At 57.4% G+C, this 13788-nt stretch carries 11 protein-coding genes; 6 read left to right on the top strand and 5 right to left on the bottom strand.

Features of this window, described 5'->3' with window-relative positions; genetic code table 11:
* The first annotated feature begins 55 nt into the window (after window positions 1-55).
* From FCN51_RS14745 to FCN51_RS14735, 3 genes are all read left to right on the top strand, one after another.
* Window positions 56-361 (top strand): CsbD family protein, encoded by a 306-nt coding sequence (locus tag FCN51_RS14745; RefSeq protein WP_003628207.1) that lies wholly within the window; start codon window positions 56-58, stop codon window positions 359-361.
* Between the two features lie 110 nt (window positions 362-471).
* Entirely contained in the window at window positions 472-1119 is a 648-nt protein-coding gene (locus tag FCN51_RS14740; protein ID WP_012812774.1) for a ribonuclease HII, read from the top strand.
* On the top strand, window positions 1116-2219 hold the full coding sequence (locus FCN51_RS14735; protein ID WP_003622780.1) for a site-specific DNA-methyltransferase: 1104 nt from the start codon (window positions 1116-1118) through the stop codon (window positions 2217-2219). Before FCN51_RS14740 ends, FCN51_RS14735 begins: the two co-directional genes overlap by 4 nt.
* Before the next feature lie 61 nt (window positions 2220-2280).
* On the opposite strand, the gene FCN51_RS14730 is transcribed toward FCN51_RS14735, so the two are convergent.
* The 5 genes from FCN51_RS14730 to FCN51_RS14710 are packed head-to-tail and all read right to left on the bottom strand — an operon-like array spanning window position 2281 to window position 9932.
* Window positions 2281-2949: an ankyrin repeat domain-containing protein gene (locus tag FCN51_RS14730; protein ID WP_012812775.1), complete on the bottom strand. Its 669-nt coding sequence runs from the start codon at window positions 2947-2949 to the stop codon at window positions 2281-2283.
* Between the two features lie 23 nt (window positions 2950-2972).
* Window positions 2973-5117, bottom strand: a complete 2145-nt coding sequence (locus FCN51_RS14725) for a VWA domain-containing protein (protein WP_160256254.1) — start codon at window positions 5115-5117, stop codon at window positions 2973-2975.
* On the bottom strand, window positions 5114-7909 hold the full coding sequence (locus tag FCN51_RS14720; protein WP_160256253.1) for a DUF4159 domain-containing protein: 2796 nt from the start codon (window positions 7907-7909) through the stop codon (window positions 5114-5116). Before FCN51_RS14720 ends, FCN51_RS14725 begins: the two co-directional genes overlap by 4 nt.
* A complete protein-coding gene (locus FCN51_RS14715; RefSeq protein ID WP_160256252.1) occupies window positions 7906-8889 on the bottom strand; it encodes a DUF58 domain-containing protein in 984 nt (327 codons plus the stop codon). Before FCN51_RS14715 ends, FCN51_RS14720 begins: the two co-directional genes overlap by 4 nt.
* 5 nt (window positions 8890-8894) lie before the next feature.
* The gene (locus FCN51_RS14710) at window positions 8895-9932 is read right to left on the bottom strand and encodes an AAA family ATPase (protein WP_160256251.1); all 1038 of its coding nucleotides are present in this window, start codon (window positions 9930-9932) and stop codon (window positions 8895-8897) included.
* A gap of 82 nt (window positions 9933-10014) precedes the next feature.
* Between FCN51_RS14710 and FCN51_RS14705 the strand changes: the two genes are divergently transcribed.
* From FCN51_RS14705 to FCN51_RS14695, 3 genes are read left to right on the top strand one after another with little or no spacing between them, the layout of a single operon-like run.
* Window positions 10015-10620 (top strand): DUF1285 domain-containing protein, encoded by a 606-nt coding sequence (locus FCN51_RS14705; RefSeq protein ID WP_003622791.1) that lies wholly within the window; start codon window positions 10015-10017, stop codon window positions 10618-10620.
* The gene (locus FCN51_RS14700) at window positions 10617-11810 is read left to right on the top strand and encodes a CCA tRNA nucleotidyltransferase (RefSeq protein ID WP_160256250.1); all 1194 of its coding nucleotides are present in this window, start codon (window positions 10617-10619) and stop codon (window positions 11808-11810) included. Before FCN51_RS14705 ends, FCN51_RS14700 begins: the two co-directional genes overlap by 4 nt.
* Window positions 11811-11867: 57 nt before the next feature.
* Complete coding sequence (locus tag FCN51_RS14695; RefSeq protein WP_160256249.1) at window positions 11868-13661, top strand: ABC transporter ATP-binding protein; 1794 nt, start codon at window positions 11868-11870, stop codon at window positions 13659-13661.
* Window positions 13662-13788: the final 127 nt, after the last annotated feature.

Here is a 13788-nt window from a genome sequence, read left to right as displayed (position 1 = left end):
TTTTGTTACGGCAAGCAGGCGGGCAGGATTGCACTCAAAGTTTAAGGAAAAAGTCATGGCTGAAGATAAAATCAAAAATGTTGAAAGCAAGGTTGAAGGCGCAGCAACAGATGCCAAAGGCCATGTTAAAGATGCCGTGGGCGGTCTGACAGGCAACATTGGCATGCAGGCCGAAGGCAAGTTCGATCAGTTTGCTGGCCACATGCAGCAGGATTTTGCAGACCTGTATGAAGAAGGTGAAGGCGTGCTGGAAAAAGCAGCCACCTTTGTGCGTGATAAACCCCTGCTTTCATTGGGTATTGTATCCGCTATCGGCCTTGTTCTGGGCTGGCTGATCTTTCCCCGCCGCAAGCGTTCTTGAAAAATTAGTTTACCGGGACTCTTGCGCTCCTAGGTAAAAAAATGCTTCTCCTTCCCTGCGGAGTCGCAGTTGATGCGACTCGGTTAATTTAGCCGAGTCGCATCAAATGGATGGAAAGAGGGGCAATGCCGGACTTTACGCGGGAGCAGCAGCTGGGTGGCCGAGTGGCTGGGGTGGATGAAGTGGGCCGTGGCCCGCTGGCAGGCCCCGTGGTTGCTGCCGCAGTGGTGTTTGGCGCTGGTGTACCTGCTGATCTTGCCGCCGTTATTGATGATTCCAAAAAATTAAAACCAGCTGTGCGCGAAGCCATAGCAGAACGCCTGCCACAGGTGCCGGGTATTGAAATCGGCATTGGGGCGGCGTCCACTGCGGAAATCGATAAGCTGAACATCCACCATGCAGCCCATCTGGCCATGCAGAGGGCGGTCGGCCGCCTGCCGCGCCTGCCAGACCACGTGCTGGTGGATGGTAACAAGCTGCCGGATTTTGGTTGCGATGCACAGGCCATTGTGGGTGGAGACAGGGTGAGCCTGTCTATTGCCGCGGCATCTATTGTGGCCAAGGTGGTGCGTGATCGCGCCATGGCCCGGCTGGATGCGCGCTGGCCTGATTACGGCTGGGAGAAAAACGCGGGCTACGGCACGGCTGTTCATCGCAAGGCGCTGATCAGCGTGGGCATTACACCGCACCACAGAAAGACGTTCGGCACAGTGCGCCGGCAGCTAGAAGAACATTATTCGGCGGAGAAGCAGGTATGAGCGGCGCAAAATCAGCATCCATGGAACTCCCTCTTGATCAGATCCTCCGTGGTGAATGTGTGGAAACCATGCGGTCCCTGCCTTCTGGCTCTGTGGATTGCGTGTTTGCAGATCCGCCATACAACCTCCAGTTGCGTGGAGAGCTGCGTCGCCCGGATGATACGCTGGTGGATGGCGTGGATGATGATTGGGACAAATTCTCCGATCTGGAAGAATACGACCGCTTTACCCGTGCATGGTTGGCAGAAGCCCGCCGCGTGCTGCACAAGGATGGCACAATCTGGGTGATTGGCTCCTACCACAACATCTACCGCATTGGCGCCATTTTGCAGGATCTGGGCTTCTGGATTCTGAATGACATTGTGTGGCGTAAATCCAACCCCATGCCCAATTTCCGTGGGCGGCGCTTTACCAACGCGCATGAAACCCTCATCTGGGCCGCCCGTGGGCAGGATAGCCGCTACCGCTTCAACTATCAGGCCATGAAGGCACTGAATGATGATGTGCAGATGCGCTCAGACTGGTATCTGCCCTTGTGCACAGGCAATGAACGCCTGCGGAATGAGCACGGCCTGAAACTGCATCCCACCCAAAAGCCGGAAAGTCTGCTGCACCGTGTGCTGCTGGCCTCCACCACAGTAAACGATGTTATTCTGGACCCATTCTCCGGCACAGGCACCACGGCTGCCATGGCGCGCCGTCTGCGGCGGCACTTCATTGGTATTGAACGCCACCCGGATTATGTAGAAGCTGCCATGGCGCGTGTGGCTGCTGAAACGCCGCTGGAAGCCGATGCTGTGCAGACCACGCAGGATAAGCGCGAAGCCCCGCGTATTCCTTTTGGTTCCTTGGTAGAGCAGGGTGTCATTGCTGCTGGCACAGTGGTGTGTGACAAAAAACGCCGTGTGCATGCTACAGTCTCACCTGATGGCACGCTGGTAAACGGCACCAAGCGCGGCTCTATCCACAAACTGGGTGCGCAGCTTACAAATGCCCCTTCCTGCAATGGTTGGACATTCTGGCATTTTGAACGGGCGGGGGAGCTGTTGCAGCTTGATGTGCTGCGGCAGGAAACACTCCAGAAAACAGCGCAGGCCTAACTGCGCTTTTTTTCTGACAATTAAGAAAATACTTTAAAAACAGATGGGAAAAGGCAGCTTTTTAGCTGCCACCAAACCCCAGAAAGCCAACAGAAGGCTGTGCGGTGCCGCCTGTGCTATCATAGCGCCGTTCTTGAATACGCTTCTGTTCTTCCTGCTCATAACGGGCAGTGTTTATGCCGCCAGAAACAACAGGTTCTGCGCCCCCGTCATCCATGCTGCCACCGTAAGAACGCGGGTTATCTGCCGGGGTGCGGAGGGAGAGCAGCAGGAAGGTAATGGGGTTCCGGTTGAGGTCAATAGACATATCCAGCGGTGTCTGACCCAGAATATTATGCCCGTTCAGATCTGCACCACGGTTAATGGCATCTTTTGCGGCAGAAATACTGCCACGGTTGATGGCATCAAACAGAGCGGCTGTGGGCTCCACATCCTTGTTGGATTTATCCCCGTCATCTTCATCCAAGCCTGATGCACCGGGAATATTGGTGGGCGGGGCTGCCCGTTTGGCAGCCTGTGCGTCTTCCGCCTTTTTGGCGTCTTCCGCTGCGGCAGCTTCATCGCCCCCTTGTGCCTGCGCCCAGACAGGAGTGGTGGCAAAGCAGGCAAAACTGCCCATAAGCATGGCAGAAGAAGCAAGGCGGCAGAAACGGGTCATTGTCTGTCCATCATTACACGTATGCGTCATGCTATCACACCGCATAATGGTGTGAAAGTGGAGAGACCGCACACCCCACGCTTTCCCTGCTGTTATCAATTCCGGCCTTCACGCCACCACCCAGCAAAAAGGAAGGCGAGGGATACCAGCAGCATGCTCCATGTTGGCAATAAGGGTTCTGCACTTTTGCCCGTAACAATATGTGCGCCACGCTTCGGAAAAGCCAACCAATCTGCACCGTGCAGGGTGGTAGATTCTGCCATCCGAATGGTTGGTATGGCCAGATGCCCCGGTGCGCCCAGCCAGAACACCCCTCCGCCCGATTGTTGCGCCATAGGAGCCAGCTTGGTAGCCGTGGCTCGTAAATCCGTTATTTCACGGATATCGCTTTGCACCGGGGCTGCGTAGGCAGTGTGTGTGCCATCCGTTACCTGCCAGATACCCATTTCATTTGCAGGCAAGGTTGCCGTCTGGCTACCATCCTGTGGGGCTGCATGTAGGTGTAGCGTTGTATGTGCGCCTGAAGGTGCCGTAACGGTCACATCCGGCGGCGTGGCTTCGGTGCTGATACTGTGGCGTGTTACGGTTAGCACGTTGTCTGTAATGCTGGCGGACAGTTGTTCTTCTTCCAGCTCAGGCTCTTTCATGAGCCAGTGGGAAATCCGGCGCAGCAATTCCGCCTGGGGTCCGCCGCCACCTTCACCGCGAGACCAAAGCCAGATCTGGTCAGAAAGCAGGAGGGCCACACGGCCCTGATCCACCCGGTCCAACACCAGCAGGGGGGCGGCATCTGGCCCGCTCATCAGCACTTCACCATGTGTGCTGTCTGGCTTTAAGGCGCGGTACCATGGGCCCCATGCACCGGCAACGGTTGTTGTGCTATCCGGCACATTTGCATCTGGCGCGCCGGAAAGAGCCGCCGTTACAGGGTGTTGGCGACCCTGAGCCGTCAACCGGGGCCGGAACTGGTGTTCCACCATGCCCGTTTCTGGTGGCACATGTGCGGGTAGCACATCGCCCACAGGTGTTTCCTGAAGTGATCCGGGGCCTACAAATTCCGGTCCCGCAGTCAGCAACAGTCCGCCACCACGGCGCACAAAATTGGCAATGTTTTCCAGATAGCTGTGGGGCAGAATGCTGCGGTTTTCAAAACCATCCAGAATAATCAGATCAAACTGGTTGATCTTGTCCTGAAACAGTTCCTTTACGGGAAAAGCAATCAGAGCCAGATCAGAGAGCGGCGTGCCATCATCTTTTTCTGGTGGACGCAGAATGGTGAAGTGAATCAGATCCACCGCTGGGTCGGCCTTCAGCAACCGGCGCCAGACACGTTCCCCTTGGTTGGGTGTGCCGGAAATCAGCAGCACCCGTAGCCTGTCCCGAATGCCCATAATATGGGTGATGCTCTGATTATTCAGCTGTGAGACTTCTCCCGCTAAAGGAGAAACCGAAAGGCTAATGAGCATCTGTCCCGGCCGAGCAACCGGAATACTGATATCCTGTGGCGTGCCTGTAACAACGGGCATAACCACTGGCTCTTCCCCGTTCACGCGCAGGGTCAGTTCAGCTTGTGTGCCGGCATGCGTGCCGGGGCCGGAATCTTCAGCCAATACGCGCAAATGTGCCGGTTGTCCGGCAATAGCGTAGGGCGGTGCTTCCAGTATCTGGAGCTTGCGGTCTGTTTCCTCACCTTTGGCAGTTAGCAACACATGTAGGGGCAGGGTGGTTTGTTCCCCCGTAGCGGTGCGTGGGCGCAGGCGATCAGGCAGGTTGGCGGGAACATCAGCAACCTGACCGTCTGTGACCATCATGGCCCCAGCAAGTTGATCGGGTGGGATATCTGCGGCAGCCTGATCTAATGCTTCAAACAGGCGTGTGCCGTCATGCCCGTTCTGGCGCACTGTAATGGTGCGGATATTCAATCCATCCACCTGCATATGCGCCAATGCATCCGCCGCCTGCCGGGCAATAGCCGCCCGCTGCCCGATGGACATGGAAGGGGATTGATCTACCAGCATAAGGGCAGTTTGGGGCAGGCTATGCCAGCTTTCGCGTAGATGCTGCGGGCCCGCCAACCAGAACAGAAGTGAGGCAAGTGCCGCCAGACGCAACAAGGCCCCGCGCGCGCCGTTATACAGGCTCCATGCACAAAGCAGCACGCCCGCAACACTAAGTAGAGCCAACAGCCATAAAGGCAGCAGTGGCGCAAAACCGATGGATTGCATCAAACTGTTCATCATGGCCGGTCTTCCAGCCGTTTCAGCAGCATGGGCACGTGTACCTGGTCCGCCTTATAGCTGCCGGTAAGCGCGTAAATGACAATATTCAGCCCAAAGCGGTAGGCCAGCAAACGCTGTTCCGCCCCACCGGGAATAACAGCAAAGGGCGTGTTGCCAGATGCATCAACCGCCCACGCATGCGCCCAATCTGCCGAGCCGATAATAATGGGGCTAACTTCATCATTCCCGGCATCGCCTTCACGCGCCACCCAAATGGGCTGGCCCGCATAACGGCCCGGAAAATCATGCAGCAGGTAAAAGGTATGCGCCAGCAGGTGGTGGTCATTCATGGTCACAAGTGGTGGCACTGTCAGCCCTGTTGTAGCACGGCGCAGGGCTGCGAGTGTGCCCGGGGCATCACCAGCAAAACTGGCGTCATCTGTGGCACTATCTGGTGTGTCCTGCCCTTGGGTATCAATCAGCAAGATACCACCATGCGCCATAAAGCGGTTAAGCGCGGCTATCATGGCGGGGGAGGCATGGGCATCTGGCGTAATGGGCCAGTATAGCAATGGATAGTAAGCCAGATCATCCGTTTCCGGGTGCACGCCATCAGGGTGGCCCAGCACGGCAGATGTGCGGGCATTGGTGAAATCCGCCAACCCCTGAAGCCCTTGGCGGGAGGCCTCATCTACATCTGCATGCCCTGTTAAAACGTAGGCCAGACGTGTTTCAAGTGCCGCTCCGGGTACGGAGAGGGTAGCTTGCGGCGTTAGAACTGCGGGCTGTGTATCTGCAGCATAAGCAGGAGCAGCCATACCAAGCAGCATGCCCCCCATAACCAAGGTTGCCACATTGATGTGTTTGGGTGCCAAAAATCCCTTACGCATCAGCAACGCCAAAGCACCATCGAGCAACAATAGAACAAGAGCAGCCAACAGGCAGAAGCGCCCAAGAGGCACATCCGGCTGTTGGCCTGCGGGGTCTGTAATAACCCCCACGGCACTTTCAGGATGCAACGCGGTAACGTGATCTGCGGCATTCAAGGCGCGGCGGCCAGAGCCGGGGCCATACAGGCCCGGTGGGTGCGCGGGGGATACATCCGTGGTGGCAAGGTCGGAGGCTTTCAGGCCGCGTGCATATGGTGGCGGAGGGCCAGCAACGCCTGCGCCATCTAGTGTCAAAGCTGGTTGCAATATGGCATCATCCGCAGGTACGGTCACGCCATTTGCGTGGTCAGTCAGCCTTTGCAGCATGGAGACAAACAACCCCGAAAGCGGCAGGTTGGACCAATCCGTAGTGCTGCTAACGTGGAACAGCACAATCTCCCCTTTGCCCAGAGCAGCGTGCGTAACCAGTGGTGTGCCATCTGCCAGCCGTGCCCATGTATGCTCGGTGAGCGTAGCGGAGGGACGGGCCAGAACCTGCCGGGAGACCGTAACATCATTGGGGGGTACCAAACCGGCAAATGGGGAGGTTGCATCAAACTGGGCAAGTTTTTGTGGTGTGCCCCATGTCATGGAGCCGCCAAGCTGGCGTGCGCCATCCAGCAAAGTAACGGGCAGCAGATCTTGCGTAGGTGGCTGGGTGTTTTCGCTCTCGGTGGTTTCGGTAGCCTCATCATGCTGGGCACCGGCAAGGGCTGGGCCAGCAAAGCGGATAAGCGTGCCGCCATTTTTTACCCATTCGCGCACTTTTTCCCGTGTTTCCGGGTCTGCCAGCGTGCCATCAGGTGCGATTAAAACAGAAAGTGGGCGGCTTAAAAGAGCTGTTGGCGTGCCTTCATGCAATTCGGCAGAAGGCGCAAGGGCGCGGCGCAGATAGAACAAAGACCCCACCAAAGGTGTATCCGCACCACCAGAAGCCAGAAGGCCGACCGGGTGCAGGCGGCTGCTTTCATCCATCAGCACCGTGGTGGCTGCACTGGCTGTGCCTGCAAGTGTGAGCGTGTCTATACGGTTGCGCACGGCTGCTGGCAGGTTCACAGAAATATCGGCATAGGCGGATTGTGCTGGCAGGGTTACGGGCACAACGGCCAGCGTTCCGCCATCTTGAGTATGCGCAATAGCATTAAAGGCTCGTGGAGCCGCCATCGGCATTGCCACCAAGCGCGCCATGACGTTACTGCCTTTATCGGCCATTGGCGCCAAAGCCACAGCATTTTGGTGCGGAAAACGCACTTCGCGCACATGGCCTAAACTTTGCAGGGCCTGCCTAAAGGCATCATCGCCGGGGGTGGCAATGCCATCTGCCAGATACAAAACGCTGCCAAATGTCTGTGATGTCAGATGTTCAAGTGTGTGAGCGGAAGCTGATCGATCCACTTGCCAAGGTTCTGGGCGCAGTGCGTTCAGATGCTGCCGTACTTGCGCAACGGGTAGGGGAGCGAGGTTTTCTGCAACCGCTGTTTCTGCTTCTGGTGCGGTTGTCAGCAACAGCACAGGGCGTTTGGCGCGTTCGGCATCATCCAGAAGGTTTTGTGCAGCAGCGAGCCGCTCGTTCCAGTCTGCGGCGCTGAACATGCCGTTATCTATAACAAGCAGTACCGGGCCAGAACCTTGCTGGGCGGCATTATGCCCCGGCAGCACAGGCCGGGCGAGGCCAAGCACCAACAAGGTAACAGCTAAAAGGCGCAACAGCAGCAACCAGAGCGGAGAGCGTGCGGCTTCGGTCTGGCGTGGTTTCAGGCTGGCCAGCAGCTTTACGGGCGGAAATACCTGTTGGCGTGGGCGCGGCGGTGTTGCCCGCACAAGCCACCACACCAACGGCAGCGTAAGAAGCCCCAGCAGGGCAAGAGGAGCCAGAAATATCATACTCGGCGGCCCATCAGGTTATGCAGGGCCAGCAAGGTGGGTGTGGCTGGGGTATCGGTAACGTGGCAAAGATAATCATGCCCAAGGCTTACGGCCATGTGTTCAATCTGGCCGCTGCGTGCTGATGCCAGATGGGTGTAATCTGCACGCAATGTTTGCACATGCGGCAGTTCTATGGGGTGTTCGCCTTCCAGCCCCGTAAATTCAATACGCCCTTCATAGGGGAGTGAAAGTTCTGCCGGGTCTGCAATATGCAGCACATGCGTGCGCACACCACGGGCCGCGCATTGATGGAGCAGCCCACGCAGGGTTTCTGTTTCGCACAGCAGATCACTGGTCAGCAGCAAATGTGCGTGGCGCGGCAATGCGGCAGCTGCGGGCAGGGCGTTTTTTTGCGGTGTAGATGCCTGAAACACCAAGGCCAATGCCAGACGTTCCAGCAGGCTGCCACCAGCAGGTAAGTGCACCATGCCGGATGATGAAAGCAGGCGAATACGTTCTCCCCCACGGGCAAGGGCTGCGGCCATTGCCAGCGTGAGCAGAATGGCGCTTTCCAACTTGGTGGGAATGTTGGTGCGGGATTGCCAGTTCATGGAGCCGGAAAGATCACACCAGAGCAGAATGGTTTGCGCACTTTCGGCTTCTGTTTCGCGCACATAGGCGTGGGTGCTGCGGGCAGATTGTCGCCAGTCTATGTGCGCGGCAGGTTCCCCCGGTTGGGCCGGACGATATTGCCAGAAGGTATCACCCCATCCTGCACGATGTTGCGGGTGCTGCCCGGCCGCCAGCGTGGCGGCTGTGCGGTTGGCCTGCACAATCAGATCGGGCATGCGCGCTGCCAAAGCCTGCGCCTGTTGGGTAAGGGCGGAAGGTTGCCCAATGGCAATAGACTCATCCGCCAGCGTGGCAAAATGCGGAGCCCGAGTGGTGCCAGCCTTATTGCGGCGGAATGCGGCGGTAAGAAAAGATGGGCCGCGCAATGGCTTTAACCCAACTGTTGCAGAAGGCGAGAGATCACATCCTGAATCTGCACACCTTCAGCACGGGCGGCAAAAGTCAGCGCCATACGGTGGGCCAGAACAGGCTGTGCCAGTGCGGCAACATCATCAAGGCTGGGGGAAAGTCTGCCATCCAGCAAAGCGCGCGCACGTGTGGCCAGCATAAGCGTTTGCGCAGCACGCGGGCCGGGGCCCCATGCAATTTGTTCACGCAAGGTGGCATCCTGCGTGGTTTCTGGCCGCGCGTTGCGCACCAGATCGAGAATGGCATCCAGCACTTTTTCACCCACCGGAATGCGGCGCACCAGTGCCTGTGCTTCCAGTAGGCTTGTGGCATCCATAAGGGTTTGGGGTTGCTCTGTTTGTGCGCCAGTGGTGGCCAGCAGCATCTGCCGTTCCGCTGCTTCATCGGGGAAGGAGAGCGGAATTTGCAGCATAAAGCGGTCAAGCTGTGCTTCTGGCAGCGGGTAGGTGCCTTCCTGCTCCATGGGGTTCTGGGTGGCTAGAACATAGAAGGGGCGCGGCAGGGGGTATTCCGTTCCGGCCACGCTTACGCGGTGTTCCTGCATGGCTTGCAACAGGGCAGACTGCGTGCGTGGGCTGGCACGGTTGATTTCATCCGCCATTAACAGTTGGCAGAACACAGGGCCAGGCACAAAGCGAAAGCTGCGATGGCCTGATGCATCTTCATCCAGAATTTCACTGCCCGTAATGTCGGAGGGCATAAGGTCTGGCGTGAACTGCACGCGGCGCGAATCAAGCCCCAGCACTGTTCCCAAAGTTGTGACCAGCAATGTTTTGCCCAAACCGGGCGCGCCCACCAAAAGCGCATGCCCACCTGCCAGAATGGTGGCAAGTGTTTGGCGGATAACCTGTTTTTGGCCAAAAACAATGCGAGAGGTTTCCTGCTGCACGGCTTGCAGCCGTTCGCAGATACGGTCTGCCTCCCGCACTTCGGGAGGAGAGGAGGGCTGTTGCGCGGGCTGCGATGCGTCTGATGCGGTCATGGTTCCAGTGTGAAGCACATACGGGGCTTACATCAAGCGGGGTATCATCCCTATATCATCAGGATGACGGTATGGACACGTATTACAGGATGATAGGCCAGTGAAAGGCGAACACGCAGTGAGTGGCGACAGTCTTGCCTGTTCGGGGCATCAGGAAAGCCCGGAAAGAAAAAGGCATGACTTGGGATATCTGCCTTTTCTGGTGCGGCGCGATGGCGTGTGGCTTTATCGGGGCACACCCATAAAGCGTAAGGCCATGCTGTGCATGTTTGGCTCCATGCTCACGCGGGATGAAAAAGGGGCATACCTGCTGCGCTCCCCGTTTGAGACCGGGTATATCGAGGTGGAAGACGTACCTTTTCTGGCGGTAGAGCTGGATTGGACGGGCTGTGGCAAAATGCAGCGGCTGTGTTTTCGCACCAATATGGATGAAGTGGTGGTAGCCGGGCCGGAACACCCGATTCGGACAGATTGGAACATGCCGCCAGAGGCCTGTCCGGAGAGTTGCCCCCCCTATATCCGGCTGCGGGAAGGCGATAACAGGCATTTTCCGCTAGAGGCGCGTTTATCTCGCCCAGTGTGGTACGAGCTGGCGGCTTTGGCGGAGCCGGGCATGTGCCAGGGTATCCCCTGCATGGGGGTTTGGAGTTGTGGCTGCTTTTTCCCGCTTGCCAGACAAACATCCGGCACAGACTGCGACGTATGACCCGTAAATTATTGGACCGCTTGGAACCCACGCGTCTGCACGCGCTGGAGCAGATATGGGCCGTGCTGCCCGATGCACGTCTTGTCGGCGGTGCGGTGCGTGATCTGATGGTGGGACGCTCCATTGCGGACATTGATCTGGCAGTGCCCCAACCGCCCGAGGAGGTGATGCAGCGCCTGAAGGCGCAGGGTATGACAGTGGTGCCCACAGGGCTGGCGCATGGCACGGTTACGGCGGTGATCGATTCCGCGCCCTATGAAATTACCACCCTGCGGCGAGATGTGGAAACAGACGGACGCCACGCTGTGGTGTGCTGGACAGACAACTGGCAGGAAGACGCCGCGCGCCGTGATTTTACAATCAATGCCATGTCCTGTGACAGCACGGGTACTGTGCATGATTATTTTGGCGGCCAGCATGATCTGGCAGATGGAAGTGTGCGCTTTGTAGGCGATGCCACGCTGCGGATACAGGAAGATGCCCTGCGTATTCTGCGGTTTTTTCGCTTCTGGGGGCGCTATGGGCGTGGGCAGGCAGATGCACAGGCCATGCACGCCATTACTACACAGGCAGAATTGCTGAATGGCTTGTCTGTTGAGCGTATATGGTCTGAACTCAAGCGTATTCTGGCTGGGCCGAAGGTGCTGGACGTTGTGTATCTGATGCAGCAGGCCGGTATCCTGCCTGTTTTGCTGCCAGAAGGTGCGCATGTGCCTTTGTTTGTGCAGTTAATGGCGTTTAATCCGCCAGCAGATGCCCTGTTGCGGTTGGCAGCTTTGGTGCCAGACAAAAGTGCGGATCTGGCGCGCCGCCTTAAATTTTCCCGTGCTGAAGCCGCGCGTCTGAAAGCCATGCAGGCTGACCCCGTGCCTTTGCCCGATATGTCTGATGCGCAATTACGCCACTTATTGGCAGATACACCGCCGGATATTTTGACTGCACGCAGTTGGCTGTATCAGGCGCGGCATGCTGATGTTTTGGGCACAGAACTGCGTCAGCGTTTGGCGCGACTTGAAATACCCGTGTTTCCACTAGCTGGGCGAGACATGCTGGATGCAGGCTGCCAGCCGGGGCCGCATGTTGGGCAGGTGCTGAAAGATGTGCGCAACTGGTGGCAACAGGGCGGGTGCACTGCGGATAAACAGACCTGTTTGGCCCATGCGTTAGGGCTGGCTAAAGCGTTGCCATAATAAAACCATGCGTCAGCCTCTTACGTGAAAGGGTGGGAGGCTGTTAGAGAAGAGCGCATGACGTCACAAGCATCTGCTTCCTCTACCCGTTCGTCCCGTTCATCCCGCGATTTGTTGCCGGATGATACCCGCGTGCTTCTGAGGAGGTTATGGCGGGGGCAGGTGCGCCGTTATCCCGGCAATCTTACGGCTGTTGTGCTGCTTACGGTGTTAACCGCCGGGCTTACGGCATTGTATCCGCTGGTTATCCAGCGCGCGCTGGATATGTTTTCCAGCCACGATTCCCGCATTCTGTACCAGGTGCCGCTGCTGGTGGTGCTGATTACGGTTGCCAAATCCATTTCCCAATACGCGCAAACGCTGGCGTCTCAGGGGTTGGTGCTCAAGGTTATTCGCGGTTTGCAAAGCGAGATGTTCGCACATCTGATGCAGGCGGATATTACCGATGTAGAGCGTGAAGCCCCAGCCAAACTGGCCGCACGTTTTACCACGGATGCCGTTTCCATCCGTGAAGCCATGATCCGGGCTGTGAACTCGCTGGGTGATGTTGTTACCGTGGTGGGGCTGATTGCCTCCATGTTCTATATGGATTGGGAACTCAGCCTGATAGCCGGTCTGCTTTATCCCATTGCTGCAGTGCCTATCCAAAAACTGGGCAAGCGCGTGCGCCGCGCATCTGGTGGGATGCAGGAGCGGATTGGAGAAACCGCTGCTTTTCTCACAGAAAGTTTCAGTCAGGCCCGTACCGTGCGCGTGTATCGGCTCGAACAGCGTGAGGAAGAACGCGCAGCTATTTCCTTCGATCATCTGCATCAGGCTATGTTGCGCATTACGCGGGGCCGTGCGCGTGTTGATCCCTTGTTGGAAGCACTGGGTGGCTCGGCCGTGGCTGCCGTACTGGGTTTTGCAGGGTGGCGTGCTGCTATGGGTGGCGCCACATTGGGGGATTTTTCCGGCTTTGTAGCGGCATTGTTGCTGGCAGCACGCCCACTGCGTGCATTGGGGGCCTTGAACGCTGCTTTGCAGGAAGGTCTAGCCGGGCTTGTGCGTATTTTTGAAATTATTGATGAAAAACCCGCTGTGGCAGATTGTCCGAACGCGGTGCCCCTTTGTGCCGGACAGGGTGATCTGGTTTTTGAGAATGTAGGTTTTGTTTACCCAGATGGGCGCGTTGGCCTTTCTGGCCTGAATTTTGAGGCCAAGCCGGGCTTTACCGTAGCTTTGGTGGGGCCATCTGGTGCAGGTAAGTCCACCGCACTTTCCCTCGTGCCGCGCCTGCACGATGTGACATCAGGCCGTATTTTGCTGGATGGGCAAGAACTGCGTGATCTCACGCTGGCCAGCCTGCGAGATGCCATTGCTTATGTCAGCCAGGATCCGTTGCTGTTTGATCTTTCTGTGCGCGATAACATTCTGATAGGCCGCCCCACTGCCACGGAAGAAGAAGTGCAAGCAGCAGCCAAGGCCGCGGCGGCTGAAAAGTTTATTCTGGCCCTACCTGCAGGCTATGAAACCATAGTGGGGCCGGGTGGGCAGCGGCTTTCTGGCGGCCAAAGGCAGCGTGTGGCCTTGGCGCGCGCGCTGCTGCGCAACCCGCGCCTTCTGCTGCTGGATGAAGCCACAAGTGCGCTGGATAGTGAGAACGAAGCCGCAGTGCAGGATGCCTTGGCAACCTTGCGCAAGGGGCGCACCACGCTTGTTGTGGCGCACCGTCTTTCCACCGTGCGTTCGGCTGATCTGGTGGTGGTGATGCAGGAAGGCCATGCTGTGGAATGCGGAAACCATGATGAACTTATGGCGCAAAATGGCCTGTATGCGCGTCTGGTCAGAACGCAGGGGCTGGAACGCTAAGGCCAGCGCAGCAGATCAGACGTAGCAAACTGCGTCTTTTTTACAGCAAAACATTAAAAACCCAGCTTGCACATGCGCTGAATGCCATGTGCGACTTGATGCCTGCTTGTGAACATGCCACAACTCT

The sequence above is a fragment of the Acetobacter pasteurianus genome, from assembly GCF_009914215.2.
GTDB lineage: Bacteria > Pseudomonadota > Alphaproteobacteria > Acetobacterales > Acetobacteraceae > Acetobacter > Acetobacter pasteurianus.
The sequence above is the reverse complement of the archived record's forward strand: the minus strand, read 5'-3'. Positions and strand labels throughout refer to the sequence as shown.